This window comes from Micromonospora sp. NPDC023633 (genome assembly GCF_040640035.1).
In the GTDB taxonomy this organism is placed as follows: domain Bacteria; phylum Actinomycetota; class Actinomycetes; order Mycobacteriales; family Micromonosporaceae; genus Micromonospora.
Window position 1 is genome coordinate 1 of record NZ_JBFABB010000134.1, and the last position, 17,899, is coordinate 17,899.

Here is a 17,899-nt window from a genome sequence, read left to right on the forward strand (position 1 = left end):
CCGCCCGCCGAGCCGGACGACGGACCGGCGCAGCGCCGGCCCGCGGAGCCGGAGTCGCCGGACGACGACGCGGCCGGCCCGGGCGGGCTGCGCGGCGCACGCTCCGAGCTGCGCCGCCAGATGCGTGAGCGGCGGCGGCTACGGATGGGCATCCTCGCCCTGGTCAGCGTGCTGCTGCTCGGCGCGATCCCGCTCTACTTCGGCATCCGTACGCTCAGCCGCGATCCGGTCTTCGACACCCTCGACGAGCTGGACGTGCCGGGCTGGGCGGCGGTGCAGACCGTCGACGACGTCAGCGGCAGCCGGTGGTGCCTGCTCGACTGCCGGCTCCGCGAACGCACGGTCACGTCCGAGCGGCCGCCCGAGGAGACGGCACGGGTCTACGAGCGGGCGCTGACCGACGACGGTTGGCGGCCGTGGAAGGTGAGCCGCTGCCCCGAGCAACCGGCGAAGGGGAGCTACACGTGCTGGCGCCGGGACGAGCTGACCCTCGACCTGTGGGTGCGCGAGCCCGCCTGCGTGCCGCCGCCGGTGGACGGGGAGCCGGCGATCGTGCCGTCTCCCGACCCGGCGACCGCTGCTCAGGAGTGCTCCGGCTCGTTGGTGTCGGTGAAGGTCCGCAACGCGATCGACGACGAGCGGACCCGGCCCCAGCCCAGCACCGACCCGTCACTCACCGGCGAGGATCCGTTCCCGACGCTCACCGAGGATCCGCTCGCGACACCGACACCCTCACCGTCCTGAGCCGGTTTCCATCACGGACGGTAGGGTCTGGGGCTGGCGGACCGCCAGCTCCCGTCCGGCCCCTCGCGGGTCGCCGAGCGGCGGTGTGGGTAGGACGGTCGCGCGTTGCGGGGACGTCGGGTTCCCGGAACTCTGCTTGAGGAGGACAGGCGTGGGCTTTTTCGAGGTCGCGGCGCTGATCGCGGCGATCGCGTTCGCGATGCTGGTGTTGATCCTGACGCTGCCCATCCTGCGGCTGCGGCACACCGTGGACGCCACCACCCGGATGATCAACGACCTCAACGACCGGACCGCGCCGCTGCTCGGTGACGTGAACACCACGGTGAAGAACGTCAACACCGCCCTGGAACAGGTGCAGACCTCCCTGGACGGGGTCAACCTCCAGCTCGCCAAGGTCGACACCATGACCAGTCACGCGCAGAACGTCACCGCCAACGTGGCGAACCTGGCGACCGTCGTCTCCGCCGCCGCCGCCAACCCCCTGGTCAAGGTGGCCGCCTTCGGCTACGGCGTCCGCAGGGCCGCCTCCGCCCGGCGGCACGCCGAGACCGAGCGTGAGGTGCGCGACACCATCAAGCAGCAGCGGCGGGCCGCCAAGCGCGGCAACCGCTGACCCGGCACGACCAGGAGGAGCTCGGAGATGAGGCGGTTGTTCTGGCTCGGCATCGGGCTGGCCGTCGGCGTGGTGGTGGTCCGCAAGGCCACCCGCACCGCACAGGCGTACACCCCGGCCGGCATCGCCAGCACGGTGACCGAATCCGCTGGCGGGCTGGCGGAGTCGCTGCGTAGCTTCGTGGAGGACGTCCGGATCGCGATGGCCGAGCGCGAGCAGGAGATCCACGAGGCGTTCGCCCAGGGCGAGGCGTTCGACGACCAGTTCGCCGAGCTGCGGGAGGACCCGCGCATCGGCGACCGAGAGATCTTTCCGGAGGAACACCAGCGATGAAGACGGCGGAGATCAAGCGGCGGTACCTCGCCCACTTCGAGGCGAACGGCCACACCGTGGTGCCGTCCGCTCCGCTGCCCGCCATCAGCGACCCGAACCTGCTGTTCGTCAACGCCGGCATGGTGCAGTTCGTCCCCTACTTCCTGGGGCAGCAGACCCCGCCGTACCGGCGGGCGGTCAGCGTGCAGAAGTGCATCCGTACGCCCGACATCGACGAGGTCGGCAAGACCAGCCGGCACGGCACGTTCTTCCAGATGAACGGCAACTTCTCCTTCGGTGACTACTTCAAGGACGGGGCGATCCCGCTCGCCTGGGACCTGGTCACCAAGTCCCAGGAGCAGGGCGGCTTCGGCCTCGACCCGGAGCGGATCTGGCCCACCGTCTACCTCGACGACGACGAGGCGTTCGAGATCTGGCGCTCGGTCGGGGTGCCGACCGAGCGGATCGTACGCCGGGGCAAGGCGGACAACTTCTGGTCGATGGGCATCCCCGGCCCGTGCGGCCCGTGCTCCGAGCTGTTCTACGACCGTGGTCCGGAGTACGGCCGCGAGGGCGGCCCGGCGGTCGACGAGGACCGCTACATGGAGTTCTGGAACCTCGTCTTCATGCAGTTCGAGCGCGGTCCGGGCACCGGCAAGGAGGACTACCCGATCCTCGGTGACCTGCCGGCGAAGAACATCGACACCGGTATGGGCCTGGAGCGGATGGCCTCCATCCTCCAGGGCGTCGACAACCTCTACGAGATCGACGAGGTCCGGCCGATCCTCGACAAGGCGGCCGAGCTGACCGGCAAGCGCTACGGCGCCCACTCCGGTCACGTCGCCAGCGAGTCGCACCCCGACGACGTCCGGCTGCGGGTGATCGCCGACCACGTGCGCACCGCGCTGATGCTGATCGGCGACGGGGTCACCCCGAGCAACGAGGGGCGCGGCTACGTGCTGCGCCGCATCATGCGCCGGGCGATCCGGTCGGTGCGGCTGCTGGGCTGGCAGGAGCGGGCACTGCCCGAGCTGCTGCCGGTGGCCCGGGACTGCATGTCCCCGTCGTACCCGGAGCTGGCCGCCGACTTCGACCGGATCGCCGACTACGCGTACGCGGAGGAGGACGCCTTCCTGTCCACCCTGCGCGCCGGCACCACGATCCTGGACACGGCGATCGCCGAGACCCGTACCGCAGGCAAGCCGGCGCTGTCGGGTGAGAAGGCGTTCCAGCTGCACGACACGTACGGCTTTCCGATCGACCTGACCCTGGAGATCGCGGCCGAGCAGGGCCTGGCGGTCGACGCGGAGGGCTTCCGCCGGCTGATGGCCGACCAGCGGGCCCGCGCCAAGGCCGACGCGCAGGCGCGCAAGACCGGGCACACCGACCTGTCGGCGTACCGGTCGGTGCTCGACTCGGGCGGCCCGGTGCGGTTCACGGGCTACGGCGAGGTGTCCCGGGAGTCCACGGTGCGGGCGGTGCTCGGCGTTGACGGCCCCCGCCAGGCGGCGGTCGAGGGCGACACGATCGAGCTGGTGCTCGACGCCACCCCGTTCTACGCCGAGGGCGGCGGGCAGCAGCCCGACCTCGGCATGATCACGGTGGGCGGCGGCCAGGTCGAGGTGCTCGACGTGCAGCAGCCGGTGCCCGGCCTGATCGTGCACCGCGCCCGGGTGGTCCGGGGCGAGGTGCGGGCGGGGGAGACCGGCTACGCCGAGATCGACACCACCCGCCGGCGGGCCATCTCCCGGTCGCACACCGCGACGCACCTGGTGCACCAGACGATGCGCAACTTCCTCGGCGAGTCCGCCACCCAGGCCGGTTCGCTGAACGCCCCGGGCCGGCTGCGCTTCGACTTCAACACCCCGACCGGGGTGGCGCCGAGCGTGCTGCGCGACGTCGAGCAGCAGGTCAACGAGGTGCTCCTGGCCGACCTGGAGGTGCACGCCTTCATCACCTCGCTGGAGGAGGCGCGGCGGATCGGCGCGATGGCGCTGTTCGGCGAGAAGTACGGCGAGGAGGTGCGGGTCGTCGAGGTCGGCGACTACGCGCGGGAGCTGTGCGGCGGCACGCACGTGGCCCGCTCGGGCCAGCTCGGCCTGGTGAAGATCCTCTCCGAGTCGTCGATCGGCTCCGGGGTGCGCCGGGTCGAGGCCCTGGTCGGCATGGACGCCTTCAACTTCCTGGCCCGGGAGCACCTGCTGGTGTCCCGCCTCGCCGAGCTGTACCGGGTGCCCAACGACCAGGTCGCCGACCGGGTCGAGCAGACCGTGACGCAGCTGCGCGACGCCGAGAAGGAGCTGGAGAAGCTGCGGGCCCAGCTGGTGCTCGGCGGTGCGGCGGCGCTCGCGGCGCAGGCGAAGGACGTGCACGGTGTCGCGTACGTGGGCACCGAGGCGCCGGAGGGCGCGGCCGGCAACGACGTGCGGACGCTCGCCCAGGAGATCCGGGGCAGGATCGACCCGGCGCGGCCGGCGGTCGTCGCGGTGGCGGCCCGGGCAGGAGGCAAGGCGTCGCTGGTCGTCGCGGTGAACCCGGCCGCGCGCAGCCGGGGCCTGGCCGCGTCAGCCCTGGTCAAGGCGGCCTTCTCCGGGCGCGGCGGGGGCAGCCCCGACCTGGCCCAGGGCGGCGGCCTGCCCGCCGCGGAGGCGCCGAACCTGCTCCGCACGGTCGAGAAGGCGATCGCCGAGGCGTGAGGCTTGTGTGTAGCGGCCAGGGCGGACCCGCGCGGTCCGCCCTGGCCCGCCGTTTCCGGGGAGTCACCGGCCGTGAGTGAGTTGTCCCGTGGTGTCCGGCTCGGGGTGGACGTCGGGCAGGTCCGGGTGGGGGTCTCCCGCTCGGACCCGCACGGCGTGCTGGCCACCCCGCTCGTGACCCTTCCCCGCGACCTCACCGCGGCTGCGGACGCGGTGCCGGCCGACATCGTCGCGCTCAGGGCGCTGGTGGCCGAGCACGAGGCGGTGGAGGTCGTCGTGGGCCTTCCGGTCAATCTCGCCGGCAAGCACGGTCCGGCCGCCGTACACGTGAAGGCGTACGCTGACCGACTGGCCGATGTAATAGCCCCCGTTCCGGTGGCGCTCACCGACGAGAGGATGTCCACGGTCGTGGCGTCTCGTAGGCTTGCCGAGCGTGGTGTCCGAGGAAAACGGCAACGGGCGGTGGTCGACCAGGCTGCCGCGGTGGAGATTCTGCAGAGCTGGCTGGACGCGCAGCGGAGGCGGACGCGATGATGGACGATCTTGACCTCGGGTTCGACGAGCAGGACCGGGGGGAGAAGGGCAAGCACCGGCGCGGCGCGGTGCGCAAGCGCAAGGGCGGCTCCGGCGGTGGCGGACGGGGCAAGACGGTCCTGGCCCTGCTGCTCGCCTTTGTTCTGCTGGGCACGATCGGCGGCGGCGCCTTCTACGGCTTCGACCGCGTCCAGAGCTACTTCGTGACCCCCGACTACGACGGCGCGGGCACCGGCGAGGTGACGGTCGAGATCAAGCAGGGCGCGCTGATCGCCGACATGGCCAACGCGCTGGTCGCCGCCGACGTGGTGAAGAGCGCCAAGGCCTTCATCGAGGCCGCCGAGGCGAACGCCCGCAGCAAGAACATCCAGCCGGGCACCTACAAGCTGCGCAAGCAGATGAGCGGCGAGAGCGCCGTCACCGCGATGCTCGATCTGAAGAACCGGATCGTCAACGGGATCACCATCCCGGAGGGCCGGACGGCGAAGAACATCTACAAGCTGCTGTCCGAGAAGACCAAGATTCCGGTGAAGGACTTCGAGGCGGCGGCGAAGGACCCGATCGCGCGGGGCGTGCCGGACTGGTGGTTCAAGCGCACCGACAACAAGAAGGTCAAGCCGTCGATCGAGGGCTTCCTCTACCCGGACACCTACGAGATCCCGCCGAAGGCGACCGCCGAGACGATCATCGAGCAGATGGTCGAGAACTTCCTCAGCGTGGCCCAGGAGATGGAGTTCGCCGACCGGGTGCAGAAGGAGCGCAAGATCAGCCCGTACGAGGCGCTGATCGTGGCGTCGCTGGCGCAGGCCGAGGCCGGCCGCAAGGAGGACCTGGGCAAGGTCGCCCGGGTCGCCTACAACCGGGCCTACGGCGAGTTCCCGTGCAACTGCCTGGAGATGGACGTCACGGTCAACTACTACCTGGAGCTGACCGGCCAGAAGACCAAGACCTCCGCCGATATGACCAAGGAAGAGCTTCTCGACACGAAGAACCCGTACAGCCGCAAGCTGCGGGGGATGATCCCCACTCCGATCAACAACCCGGGCAAGGACGCCATGGCGGGAGCGATGGACCCGCCCATGGGGAAGTGGCTCTGGTTCGTGGCGGTCGACAAGAAGGGGACCACGGAGTTCGCCGAGACCTACGACGAGCAGCTCCGCAACGAGGCGAAGGCCCGGGAGAACGGCGTCATCTGATGACGGCCGCACGGCGGGCGGGGGTGCTCGGCAAGCCGATCGCGCACTCCCTCTCCCCGGTGATCCACCACGCCGGCTACGCGGCGGCCGGCCTCACCGGGTGGTCGTACACCCGGATCGAGTGCGCTGCCGCGGAGCTGCCGGCCGTGGTCGCCGGCCTGGGCCCGGAGTGGGCCGGGCTGTCGGTGACCATGCCGGGCAAGGAGGCGGCGCTCGCGGTGGCCGCCGAGGTCTCGCCGGTCGCCGCCGCCGTCGGCGCTGCCAACACGCTGGTACGCCGTTCGGACGGCTCCTGGTACGCCGACAACACCGACGTGGTCGGCATGGTCGAGGTGCTCACCGACGCCGGGGTGCGCCCCGGCGCGACGGTGACCGTGCTGGGCGCGGGTGGCACGGCCCGCGCGGCGGTGGCGGCGGCGGGGCGGCTCGGCGCCGACGCGGTGACCGTGGTGGCCCGCCGCCCGGCGGCGGTCGAGGAACTGCGCCCGGTGGCCCGCGCGGTCGGCGTGGAGATGCGGGCGGCGGCCTGGGACGACGCCGCGAGGCGCCTCGACGCCGACGTGGTGATCGCGACGGTGCCGAAGGGGGTCGCGGACCCGCTCGCGGCCACGGCCGCCTGGCGAGCGGGCTCGGTGCTCTTCGACGCGCTCTACGATCCGTGGCCGACGCCGCTGGCCGCCTCGGCCGAGGCCGCCGGCTGCCGGATCGTCTCCGGGATCGACCTGCTCCTGGCCCAGGCGGTGGGCCAGTTCGAGCACTTCACGGGCGTCGCCGCGCCCCGGGCGGCGATGGCCGCCGCGCTGGCCGCCGCCCGCGCCGGCTGACCCCCGGCTCGGGGCGGGAGTGTCCCCTGTGGTCGTCCGGGGCATCCTTAGGCGACGGTTAAGACGCGCTTAGGTCCGGCTGTCGTCCCCACGTCACGCCGTGGCCGTGGTTACGCTGCTGACCGTCACCGTCCGACACACAGGGAGTACTCCTTGAGCAGGCACGGACTGCACCGCATCCCCCGGCATCCCGGCCCACGGCGCAAGGCCCTCGTCCTCGGCATCGCCGGCGCCACGGTGGTGGCCGGCATCGTGGCCACCACGATGCCGCTGCTGGCCGCCGACGACCTGTCGATCCGGGCGACCGCGGACACCACGGCGACCATGGTGTCGCAGGACGGGGACAACGCGGCGAAGACGACGCTGGCGACCTGCGCGGTCCGCTGCGACGGCAACCCCCGGGGCGGCCGGGAGGCGGTCGTCCAGTTCGCCGTGACCACCCTGCCGGCGACGGCGGTCAACGTGCGGGCCACGCTGCGGGTGCACGCGTGGCAGGAGTTCCCGGCGACGGTGACCGCGCACGCCTCCTCGGTGGACGCCAGCGCGGCACGGCCGACGCCGGCGCTGCCCGGGGCGGTCCTGGACACCGTCTCCGGCGTGGCGCGGGGCTTCAACGAGTGGGACGTCTCGGCCCTGGTGAAGAGCAACGGCACCTGGACGGTCTCGCTGGCGCAGACGGGCCTGGAGAGCAGGATCTACTGGGCGTCGACGGAGAACCGCAACCCCGACCTGCGCCCGCGCCTGGAGATCCGCTACGCCGTCGGCACCCGGCCCACGCCGGTGGTGACCAGCGCCGCGCCGTCGCCGAGCCGGACGGTCGCGCCGAGCCCCACGCCGAGGCCGACGCCCAGCACCAGCCCCACCCGCGCCACCCCGAGCCCGACGGCGAGCGCCTCGTCCGGGGGAGCCGAGCGGTGCGGCGCGGTGTCGAGCAGGCTGGTGCCCTCCTGCGGTGCCTGGTGGGGGATGTACTCCCCGTCCAGCGCCGGCGACGGCTGGGACCACGGCGCCGCGGTCGCGGAGGTGGAGGCGCAGGTCGGGCGGAAGTTCGACATCGTGCACCGCTACCACGACTTCTCCAACGCCGGCAGCAACGGCGCCTTCCCCGACGCGTACCAGCGGCAGCAGATGCGCGAGGGGCGGCTGATGTTCTTCGCCTGGGAGTCGCGGATCTTCTCCTCCGGCACGGTGCTGACCTGGCAGGACGTCTACAGCGGCCGGTACGACGCCACCATCGACGCGGTCGCCGGCCGGATCCGCGACACCGGCGTGCCGGTGTTCATGGGCTTCGACCACGAGCCGGAGGACGAGCCGGCCAAGGGCAGCGACGCCGACTTCGTCCGCGCCTGGCGGCACGTGCACGACCGGTTCGCGGCGGCGGGCGCCGACAACGCGGTCTGGGTCTGGACGATGATGGGCTGGTCGGGGCACTACGACCGCTACGCCGCCCTCTACCCCGGCGACCGGTACGTCGACTGGGTGGGCTACGACCCGTACAACTTCCACGTCTGCAACGGCAGCAAGGTCTGGAAGAGCCCGGCCACCACCATCGGCGGCTTCTACCGGTGGCTGGACGAGCACCGCGTCGGGGTCGGCAAGCCACGGATGCTCGCGGAGTTCGGCACCAACTTCGACGTGGCCGACCCGGACGCGAAGCGGCGCTGGTTCGAGGAGTTCCCGGCGGCGCTGAAGGCGCACCCGAAGATCAAGGCGGCGATCTACTTCAACTCGCCGGGGATGACCCGCCGGTCGAGCACCTGTGACATGACCATGAACCACGACGCCTCGTCGGTGGCGGGGTTCGCCCGCGCCGGACGCGACAGCTACCTGCGGCAGCCCACCGGAGGCGCCCGCTGACGCCGCGCGTTCACAGTTTGACGCATCGTGATACGGGCGAGTCGGACATCCGACTCTATGTGTGCGGTGTCATGTTGCTGATGCAGTGACCGCCCAATCGGTGGATATCGCCACCCGGGGTCGACAAGGCACGCTACGCGGGTTCTCTCCCGACATGGAGGCGTAGCGTGCCCGACATCCCGCTCTCTCGGCGATCCGCCGGACTCCGCACCCGGGCGGGGGTGGTCGCACTCGTGACCGCCGCCGCCGTGCTGGCCGTCCCGACCGGGACCTCCGCCGCCGTGGTGCCGGCTCCCGAACCGGCGACCCTGGTCTCGGCCAACCCGGCCGACGCCACACCGCACGCCAGGGACGGCGAGACCCGCGCCTTCGCGCAGGTCGGTTCCACTGTGTACGTCGGCGGCAGCTTCACCCAGATCCGGCAGACCGCCAGCGCGGCGTGGACCACCCAGCGTTACCTCTTCGCGTACGACCGGGCCACCGGCACGATCTCGACCACCTTCCTGCCGGTGCTGGACGGCGCGGTCAACACCCTGGTCGCCGGGCCCGGCGGCACGCTGATCGTCGGCGGCACCTTCAAGACCGTCAACGGCGTCTCCCGCAAGAACCTGGTGGCGCTCAACCCCGCCACCGGCGCGATCGTCGACAGCTGGGTCGGCCGCTCCGACGGCGGCACCGTGCGTGACCTGGCGCTGCACGGCAACTGGCTGTACGTGGCCGGGGCGTTCAACTGGCTCAACGGCACCGCGCACGCCGGCCTCGGCCGGCTCAACGCCACGACCGGCGCGATCGACCCGACCTTCAACGTCAACGCCACCGTCGGGCGTCACGAGACCACCTCGTACGTGTGGACGCTCGACGTCTCCCCGGACGGCGACACCCTGGCCGTCGGCGGCAACTTCATGTTCCTCAACGACCTGCCGCGCAACCAGATGGCGCTGGTCGACCTCTCGGGCACCCCGACGGTGCTGGACTGGAGCACGGAGAAGTTCGTCCCGCCGTGCGCGGCGCCGACGACCTTCGTGCACTACGTGCAGGACGTCAAGTTCGGCGGCGACGGCAGCTGGTTCGTCGTCGGCACCAACGGCGGCGCCGGCTGGCCGGCCGCGTACTGCGACGCGCTGGTGCGCTTCGAGACCACGGCCCGGGGCGCCGGACAGCTCGGCACCTGGGTCGACTACACCGGCAACGACACCATCACCTCCGTCGAGGTCGCCGACAACGTCATCTACCTCGGCGGGCACTTCCGCTGGCTGAACAACCCGAACGCCAGCGACACCGCCGGCAACGGCGCGATCGACCGGCTCGGCATCGCCGCGGTCACCCCGGCCACCGGCATGCCGGTCAACTGGAACCCGCGCCGCAGCGGCAGCGCCTCGATGCCGGCCGGCACCAGCAACTGGGGCTCCTCGGTGCCGGTGCTGTGGCGCGGCAGCGACGGCCTCTACTTCGGCCACAACTCCGACGGGATGGGCAACGAGTACCACGGCCGGCTCGGCATGTTCCCGCTCACCGGCGGGCGCACCATCACCCCGAAGAACGCGCCGACCGCGACCACCGGCAACCTCTACGTCGGCACCGGCGCGGGCGAGCTGGCCAAGGTGCCGTTCGACGGCACCAGCCTGGGCACCCCGACCACGGTCAGCCAGCCCAACTACACGGCGGCCGGCGCGACCTGGCGGGTGGCCGACCGGATCTACTGGTCGCACACCGTCGCCGGCACCCCCACCGGCAGCCGGATCGACATCTCGCTGTTCAACGGCGGCGCGATCGGCGCGCCGTGGGAGGCGTCCGGCTACAACGACTGGTTCAACCCCGCGGCGATGACCGGCGCCTTCTACCTCGACGGCCGCCTCTACTACACCCGGTCGGGCGCCAACGGCCTCTACTACCGCTACTTCGAGATCGACGGCAACTACCTCGGCGCGACCGAGTTCACCCTGCCGACCACCGGGGTGACCTGGTCGGCCGTGCGGGGCATGGCCTGGGTCGGCGGTCGGGTCGTGTACGGTGCCACCGACGGCACGCTGCGCAGCGTGCCGTTCGACCCGACGGCCGCCCCGGCGGTCGACGGAACGGCGGCGACGGTGGTCCCGGCGGCCGCCGGCGTGACGTGGTCAACGCCGTCGACCTTCTTCTCCGTGCAGTGACGGTCGACTGTTCGTAACGGAACATCGGTAGATTGTTCACGTTGGGCCGGCGACGGATCAGCCGTCGCCGGCCCGCACGACGTGGGGAGGGTCGTTGGTCGGCGCGGGTGGCAACCGCAGGGGGCTCGCGGTGCGGGTCGTCTTCGCGGTCAAGCGCGGCTGGTACTCGCTGCGCTACCCCCGGCTGACGCTGGGCCGGGGCGTGGAGATCCGCGGCCGGATCCGGCTGCGCCGGGGCGTGCGGGTGAGCATCGGAGACCGCACGCGGATCAACAAGCTGGTCCGCTTCGCCGGCCCCGGCGAGGTGCGGGTCGGCGCCGACTGCCTGCTGAACGCCACCTGGATCGGCACCTGGACGTCGGTCACCATCGGCGACCGGTGCCTGCTCTCGGACTGCGAGCTGCTGGACAACGACTTCCACAACCTGCCGCCCGAGCAGCGGCACGACCCGCCCGTCCCGGCCACCCGCGCCCCGATCACGATCGAGGACAACGTGTGGATCGGGGCGCACGCCCTGGTGATGAAGGGCGTGCGGATCGGCCGGGACAGTGTCGTGGGCGCCGCCACGGTGGTCCGTACCGACGTGCCGCCGCGGGTCGTGGTCGCCGGAAATCCACAACAGACGGTGAAGAAGTTCCATGACTGACGCTTCCCCCGGTGCCTGGCCCACGGACGTCCCCGCCGGTGGTGGCGGCACACCGGGCCGCACCGTCACGCTGACCGACCTGCTCCGCGTACCGCTGCACCGGATCCGGCTGGTCGGGGCCGTCGCCGCCGTCGGCCTGCTCGCCGCGCTCGGCTACGTCGTGCTCGTCCCCGCCGCCGTGACCGCCAGCGCGGTCGTGGCGGTGCGTCCCGTCGTCACCGACGCGTTCACGCCCAGCGGCGCCGCCGCCGACCGGGCGGTGAACATGAACGTGGAGAGCGGCATCGCCACGGGCACCGACGTGGTGCAGCGGTTGGCCGACTCGGGCGGGCTCGACCCGCGCGAGGTGCGCGACGCCCTCGAGGTCGAGGTGCCCACCGGCGGGCAGATCCTGCGCTTCGTCTACCAGGCCCCCACCGCCGAGCAGGCCGTCGAGGGCGTCAACCTCGCCGCCCAGGCCTACCTCGACGTGCGGCGGACGATGTACGAGAAGCAACGCGAGGAGATGCTGCGCTCGTACGACGAGAGCATCGCCAAGGTCGCCGCCCAGCAGGCCGCCCTCCAGAAGCGGGTCAACAACGCGCGGGAGGGCACCGTCGACGCCGCGGTGACCGAGCTCACCGGCATCAACAACCAGCTCACCCAGCTCAACGCCGCGCGGACCGAGATCGCCGCGGTCGACGTCAACCCCGGCTGGGTCACCCAGTCCGCCGAGCGGGCCCTGGCCTCGTCCGCCGGCAACCGCCCGCTCTACCTGCTCGCCGGCCTGCTCGGCGGGACGCTGCTCGGCGTGGTGCTGGCGTACGCGTGGGAGTCGATGGACCGGCGGATCCGGTCGGTCGACGACGGCCGGGACGCCACCGGGCTGGCGCTGCTCGGCACGGTCCGCAGTCGCGGGTGGCGCGGCGGCAAGGAGGCGGCCGACGCCGACATCCGGTACGTGGCGATGGCCATCGCCGAGCGGGTGCGACAACCCGCACGGGTGTCGCTGCTGACCGCCCGGGAGGAGGACCCCACCGCCATCACCGCCGGGCTGGCGGTGGCGCTGGCGGCCGTCGGCCGGGAGGTCTTCGTCGCCGACGACAGCGGGCGCGCCGACCGGCTGCGCACCATCGTGCTCGCCGACCGGGAGCGGCTGCCCGCCGCGGCGGACCCGTCCCGCCCGGTCGTCCCGAAGCCCCGGCCGGCCGGCTCGACGACGGACGGCAAGAGCGGCGGCACGTCGGAGCCGGCCGCGGCGCGACGCCCGTCGCCGCACCCGATCGGCGCCCGCCCGTCCACCGACCCGGACGCCACGCTGACCCTGCCCCGGGTCACCTCGACGGCGACCTCCGAAGGCGGCAAGGTGACGAGCACCGACCCGGTGACCGTGGGCGCGGGCAGCGTCCGGTTCGGCACCTGGCGGCAGGGCGCCGACCACAGCCTGGTGCTGTTCAACGCCCCGCCGGCCGAGTCCGACGAGCGCGGGGTCGCCGTCGCCCGGCAGGGCACGGCGGTCGTGGTGGTCGAACAGGACCGCACCCGGCAGGGCGACCTGCGCCGGCTCGTGGAGCGGCTGCGCGCCGCCGGGGTCACCCCGCTCGGCTTCGTGTTGACCAACAGCGGCCGGGGCTGATCCGTGCCGGTCACCCGCGCGCCGGCGGCGACGGAGCCGGCCGGCGGCCCGGGCGGCGCCGCGTCGCTGCCGCAGCCGCCGCCCCCGCCGCGGTTGCCGCTCTGGCCGCTGGCGTTGATGTTCGGCATGGTGCCCGTCTGGTGGCTGACCGGCGCGTTCTACCTCGGGTGGCCCCTGCTCGGGGCGCTGCTGTTCGCGCTGCTGGTCATCCGGGGGCGGGTGCCGCTGCCCCCGGCCGCCGGGATCTGGCTGCTCTTCCTGGCCGTCGTGGTGGTCAGCGCCACCCAGCTCCAGACGCCGGCCTCGGTGCTGACGTTCGGCCTGCGGCTCGCCTTCTACCTCACCGCGCTCGTGGTCGGCGTCTACGTCTACGCGGTCGCCCGGGAACGTCCCGACCAGGTCGCGGTCCTCGTTCCGCTCTGCGCCTTCTGGTTCGGGCTGGTCGCGCTGGGCTGGCTGGGCGTGCTGGCACCCCGGTTCGCGCTGACCACCCCGGTGGAGGTGCTGCTTCCGGGCGGGGTGGCCAACACCCCGTTCATCCAGGACATGGTCCACCTCACCACCGCCGAGTACAGCGCCCGGTCGTTGAACCCCATCTACCGGCCGGCCGCGCCGTTCGCGTACACCAACAACTACGGCAGCGCGTACGCGATGACGCTGCCCTGCGTGGTGGCCTTCACCATGCTGCGCCGGCGCGGCGTGCTGCGCTGGGCGCTGCTGGCGTCGCTGCCGCTGTCGTTGGCCCCGGCCTTCCTCACGCTCAACCGGGCGATGTTCCTCAGCCTCGGCACCGGGCTGGCGGTGCTCGGCGTCCGGGCCGCCCTGCGCGGCAACGTCCGGGTGGCCGCGTCGATCGTCGGTGTGGTGGTCATCGGCGGTCTCACCACCCTGTTCATCCCGGTGACCGAGCTGATCGGCAACCGGGTCGAGTCCAGCGACACCAACACCGACCGGCTCTCCCTCTACGTGGAGGTGATCCGGCGGGTACGGGAGTCGCCCTGGCTCGGCTACGGCGCCCCGGTGAACGTCGACACCGTCAGCGCCGAGGCGCCGATCGGCACCCAGGGGCAGCTGTGGATGGTGCTGTTCAGCCACGGCGCCCCGGCGCTGCTGTGCTTCCTCGCCTGGTTCGTGGTCGCCGCGCTGATCTGTGCCCGGGCCAGGTCCGCCGCCGGGCAGTGGCTGGCCGTGGTGCCGGTGGTCTGCCTGGTGCAGATCCCCTTCTACGGCATGGCCAACCAGAATCTCGCGGTCGCCTTCTTCGCGGTCGCCTTCGCGATGGCGCTCACCGAGCGGGAGGCGTCGGCACACCTGCCCCGCCTGCGTCCCCTCCGTCCGGAAGCGGTGCCCGCATGACCGCCGCCACCCGCCCGCCGTCCGGCCCCCACCCGTCCTCCGCCCCGGACGGGTCGGTCCCGGCCCCGCAGCCGGACGGGTCGACCCGGGCCGGCGCGCCTGCCGGGGCGACCCCGGGCGGGTCGCCGGCCGGCGCCGCCCCCGGTGGGCCCGCCGGGGCGTCCGGCGACGACACGGAGACCCGGCGCAGCGTCCGCAGCGGCGTCGCCGGGCTGATCGGCGCGGCCACCAGCGGACTCTTCGGCTTCCTGCTCGCGGTCGTCATCACCCGCGGCTACGGCACGGTCGGCTCCGGGGCGTTCTTCGCCGCGATCGGGGTGGTCACCGTCGCCACCGCCGTGTGCACCCTCGGCGCGGAGACCGGGCTGATGTGGGCGCTGCCCCGCCGGCGCCTCGGCGCCCGGGGCGAAGCCGCCCGGGTGCTCCCGGTGGCGCTGCTCCCGCCGCTGCTGGTCGCGGTCGCCGTCGCCGTGGGCGGGGTGCTCGCCGCCGACGCGCTCGCCCCGCGCCTGCTCGGCGGCTCCGGCGTCGACGGCGCGGCCCTGCTGACGGCCAGCTTCGCCGCGGTGCCGGTGGTGGTGGCGATGACGCTGCTGCTCGCCGCGCTGCGCTGCGTGCGCCCGATCCGGGCGTACGTCGGGGTGCAGTTCTTCCTGCTGCCGGTGGCCCGGCCCGTGCTGGTCGGCGCGGCGGCCCTGGCCGGCGGCGGCCTGCTGGCGGGCATGACCGGCTGGCTGGTGCCGGCGGCGCTCGCCCTGCTGGCCTGCCTGACGCTGGTGGCCGGCCCGCTCGGCGTCGGCCGCGGCGCGGCGCTGCGGCCCGGGCCGGGCGACTGGCCGGCGTTCTGGCGCTTCGCGCTGCCCCGCGCCGCGTCGGCCGCCATCGACGCCGGCAACATGTGGGTGGGCGTGCTGCTCACGTCGGTGCTCGCCGGGCCGGCCGACGCGGGTGTGTTCGGCGCCGTGGGGCGCTACATCCTCGCCGGCCAACTGGCCATGCAGGGGCTGCGGGTGGCGGTGTCGCCGCAGCTGTCCCGGCTGCTCGGACGGGGCGACCGGGCCGCGGCGGCGGCCGTGCACCGGCAGTTGACCACGTGGGGGCTGGTGCTGTCCTGGCCGGTCTACCTGCTGCTCGCCGTCTTCGGGCTGGCCTTCCTCCAGCTCTTCGGCCCCGAGTTCACCGCCGGCGCTCCCGCGATGACCGTGCTCGCGCTGGCCATGCTGGTCAACACCGGGGTCGGCAACGTGCAGAGCCTGCTGCTGATGGGCGGGCGCAGCGGGCTGCACCTGGCCGCCACGCTGGCCGGGCTGCTGGTGACCGTCTCCCTCGGCCTGTGGCTGATCCCGGCGCACGGCGCGACCGGGGCGGCGCTGGCCTGGGCGCTCGGCATCGTCACCGAGAACCTCACGGCGGTCGGCTGCGCCCGGGTCGTGTTCGGCCAGCCGCTGGTCGACGCGGCGATGCTGCGGGCCGGGGCGGCCACCGTCGCCGGGGTCGGGGCCGCGGCGGCGATCGGGGTGCTGGCCGGCGGCCGGGGGATCGGCGGCCTGGCCGTGGCCCTGGGCGTGCTGGCCGCCGGCTGCGTCGGCTTGTTGACGTTGCCCCGGGTGCGGCGCCGTGTCCGGGTGACCATGGAGCAGGTCCGTGGGCGGCAGGAGGCGGCCCCGGCCGCCACCGGGCCCGCCCCGGAGGAATCGAAGGGCAGGTGAGGTCGTCGTGCCGTCCATCCGAGACCGGGTGAAGCAGCTCGTACCGACCCAGGTGACACAGCGGGTGCGGGAGTCGCTCGTCGACTACGGGGTGCGGACCAGCGACCGGCGACCGCTGCCGGACTTCCTCATCATCGGCACCAAGCGGGGCGGCACCACCTCGCTGTGGAACTACCTCATCCAGCACCCGCTGGTGCCCCGGCTCTTCCCGGCCTGGAACACCAAGTCCTCGCACTACTTCGAGGAGCACTGGCGCCGCGGCGAGGCATGGTACCGGTCGCACTTTCCCACCGAGCGCCAGCGGGAGACGCTGGAGAAGCGGCACGGCGGGCCGGTGCGGGTCGGTGAGGCCGCGCCGCTGTACATGTTCCACCCCCTCGCGGCGCAGCGGGTCGCCGCGCTGATGCCGTCGGTGCGGCTCATCGTGCTGCTGCGCGACCCGGTGGAGCGGGCGTACTCGCACTGGAAGGAGCGGCGCACGCACGGCATCGAGCCGCTCGACTTCGCCGCCGCGCTGGCCGCCGAGCAGGAGCGCACGGCGGGGGAGCGGGAACGGCTGATCGCCGAGCCGGAGTACTTCAGCGAGCCGTACGACTGGTACACCTACCGGGCCCGCGGCCGCTACCTGGAGCACCTGGAGCCGTGGCTGGAGCGGTTCGACCGGGAGCAGATCCTCTTCCTGCCCAGCGAGGACCTCTACCGCGACGCCCGGTCGACCTACCGCCGGACGCTGGACTTCCTCGGCCTGCCCCCGCACGACCTGCCCGACTTCAAGGTCTACAACGACCGCCGCTCGGCGCCGCTGGAGCCGGCCGTGCGCGCGGAGCTGACCGAGTACTACCGCCCGTACAACGACGCGTTGCGGCAGCGGCTGGGGCTGGAGCTCGACTGGCCGGACCGGGCCCCGTGACGGCGCCGACCAGCGTCGCCGCCGACCCCCGGTCCCGGACCGACGGGCTGGGCTGGGTCACCCGGGCCGTGTTCGGCGACGAGCGGATCGTCCTGACCGTCGGCGGCCCGCCGCCGCCCGGGCACCGCGCCGTCGCCCGGTACGCGGTCGTCCCGTCGCTCGCCCGGGCCCGGTTCCTGCTGCCGCTCGGCGCGCCCCGGGCCACGGCCGCCTCGCTGCTGGCGTACAACGCCCTGCGCCCGCCGAAGGTGCGGGCGGTGCGGGCCGCGCTCGGCACGCTGGCGCGCGTCGGCGCGGTCGACCTGGCCCCGTTCCCCCGGCTGACGGTGTCGCTGCCCCATCAGGTCGCGGCCGACGAGGCGCTGCTGGCCGGGCGGTTGGGCGCCGCCCTCGGCGAGCCGGCCGTCCACGCGGCCTGCGGGGTCCGCCCGCCGGACCCGAACCACAAGCCCACCCTGCAACTGTTCGCGCCGGACGGCCGGGCCCTCGGCTACGCGAAGATCGGCTGGAACGGGGCCACCCAAGCGCTGGTCACCGCCGAGGCGGCGGCCCTGCGCGAGCTGCCGACGGTGACCGGGGTGCCCGACCACCCGGCGGCGCCCCGGCTGCTCGCCGAGACGACGGCTGCCGGGCAGGTGGTCGCGCTGGTCGAGCCGCTGCCGCCGGCCGTGCGGGGGGTGTCGGCCGGCGAACCGCCGCGCGTCGCGGCGCTGCTGGCCCCGGCGGGCCACGGCCAG

The 17,899-nt window shown here is 73.4% G+C and carries 14 protein-coding genes and 1 pseudogene; all 15 read left to right on the plus strand.

Annotated features, from left to right (window positions below):
- The first annotated feature begins 120 nt into the window (after positions 1-120).
- A complete protein-coding gene (locus AB0G13_RS29200; protein WP_357881071.1) occupies positions 121-744 on the plus strand; it encodes a hypothetical protein in 624 nt (207 codons plus the stop codon).
- Between the two features lie 151 nt (positions 745-895).
- On the plus strand, positions 896-1,357 hold the full coding sequence (locus tag AB0G13_RS29205) for a DUF948 domain-containing protein (protein WP_357881039.1): 462 nt from the start codon (positions 896-898) through the stop codon (positions 1,355-1,357).
- 27 nt (positions 1,358-1,384) lie between these two features.
- Positions 1,385-1,690: a hypothetical protein gene (locus tag AB0G13_RS29210; RefSeq protein WP_132240143.1), complete on the plus strand. Its 306-nt coding sequence runs from the start codon at positions 1,385-1,387 to the stop codon at positions 1,688-1,690.
- Positions 1,687-4,365: an alanine--tRNA ligase gene (alaS, locus tag AB0G13_RS29215; RefSeq protein WP_357881042.1), complete on the plus strand. Its 2,679-nt coding sequence runs from the start codon at positions 1,687-1,689 to the stop codon at positions 4,363-4,365. The genes AB0G13_RS29210 and alaS overlap by 4 nt, the downstream gene beginning before the upstream one ends.
- A 72-nt stretch (positions 4,366-4,437) precedes the next feature.
- On the plus strand, positions 4,438-4,899 hold the full coding sequence (gene ruvX, locus AB0G13_RS29220; protein WP_357881045.1) for a Holliday junction resolvase RuvX: 462 nt from the start codon (positions 4,438-4,440) through the stop codon (positions 4,897-4,899).
- Positions 4,896-6,095, plus strand: coding sequence for an endolytic transglycosylase MltG (gene mltG / locus AB0G13_RS29225; RefSeq protein WP_357881048.1), 1,200 nt, complete (start codon positions 4,896-4,898; stop codon positions 6,093-6,095). Before ruvX ends, mltG begins: the two co-directional genes overlap by 4 nt.
- On the plus strand, positions 6,095-6,919 hold the full coding sequence (locus tag AB0G13_RS29230; protein ID WP_357881051.1) for a shikimate dehydrogenase: 825 nt from the start codon (positions 6,095-6,097) through the stop codon (positions 6,917-6,919). The genes mltG and AB0G13_RS29230 overlap by 1 nt, the downstream gene beginning before the upstream one ends.
- A gap of 153 nt (positions 6,920-7,072) precedes the next feature.
- Complete coding sequence (locus AB0G13_RS29235; RefSeq protein ID WP_357881054.1) at positions 7,073-8,776, plus strand: glycosyl hydrolase; 1,704 nt, start codon at positions 7,073-7,075, stop codon at positions 8,774-8,776.
- Between the two features lie 221 nt (positions 8,777-8,997).
- Positions 8,998-10,926, plus strand: a complete 1,929-nt coding sequence (locus AB0G13_RS29240) for a hypothetical protein (RefSeq protein WP_357881057.1) — start codon at positions 8,998-9,000, stop codon at positions 10,924-10,926.
- Positions 10,927-11,020: 94 nt separating this feature from the next.
- Positions 11,021-11,572, plus strand: a complete 552-nt coding sequence (locus tag AB0G13_RS29245; RefSeq protein ID WP_357881060.1) for an acyltransferase — start codon at positions 11,021-11,023, stop codon at positions 11,570-11,572.
- Positions 11,565-13,187, plus strand: a complete 1,623-nt coding sequence (locus AB0G13_RS29250; protein ID WP_357881063.1) for a lipopolysaccharide biosynthesis protein — start codon at positions 11,565-11,567, stop codon at positions 13,185-13,187. The genes AB0G13_RS29245 and AB0G13_RS29250 overlap by 8 nt, the downstream gene beginning before the upstream one ends.
- A gap of 66 nt (positions 13,188-13,253) precedes the next feature.
- Positions 13,254-14,543, plus strand: a complete 1,290-nt coding sequence (locus AB0G13_RS29255) for an O-antigen ligase family protein (RefSeq protein ID WP_357881074.1) — start codon at positions 13,254-13,256, stop codon at positions 14,541-14,543.
- On the plus strand, positions 14,540-16,252 hold the full coding sequence (locus AB0G13_RS29260; protein WP_357881066.1) for a lipopolysaccharide biosynthesis protein: 1,713 nt from the start codon (positions 14,540-14,542) through the stop codon (positions 16,250-16,252). The genes AB0G13_RS29255 and AB0G13_RS29260 overlap by 4 nt, the downstream gene beginning before the upstream one ends.
- A 7-nt stretch (positions 16,253-16,259) precedes the next feature.
- Positions 16,260-17,162: a sulfotransferase domain-containing protein gene (locus tag AB0G13_RS29265; RefSeq protein ID WP_357881069.1), complete on the plus strand. Its 903-nt coding sequence runs from the start codon at positions 16,260-16,262 to the stop codon at positions 17,160-17,162.
- A pseudogene (locus AB0G13_RS29270) lies at positions 17,159-17,899 on the plus strand (hypothetical protein); the annotation flags it as partial. The gene AB0G13_RS29265 and the pseudogene AB0G13_RS29270, both read left to right, overlap by 4 nt.

Coding starts and splice junctions, on each gene's coding strand:
- AB0G13_RS29200 (WP_357881071.1), top strand. CDS start 121: ATGCGTGAGCGGCGGCGGCTACGGATGGGCATCCTCGCCCTGGTCAGC.
- AB0G13_RS29210 (WP_132240143.1), top strand. CDS start 1,385: ATGAGGCGGTTGTTCTGGCTCGGCATCGGGCTGGCCGTCGGCGTGGTG.
- alaS (WP_357881042.1), top strand. CDS start 1,687: ATGAAGACGGCGGAGATCAAGCGGCGGTACCTCGCCCACTTCGAGGCG.
- mltG (WP_357881048.1), top strand. CDS start 4,896: ATGATGGACGATCTTGACCTCGGGTTCGACGAGCAGGACCGGGGGGAG.
- AB0G13_RS29230 (WP_357881051.1), top strand. CDS start 6,095: ATGACGGCCGCACGGCGGGCGGGGGTGCTCGGCAAGCCGATCGCGCAC.
- AB0G13_RS29250 (WP_357881063.1), top strand. CDS start 11,565: ATGACTGACGCTTCCCCCGGTGCCTGGCCCACGGACGTCCCCGCCGGT.
- AB0G13_RS29260 (WP_357881066.1), top strand. CDS start 14,540: ATGACCGCCGCCACCCGCCCGCCGTCCGGCCCCCACCCGTCCTCCGCC.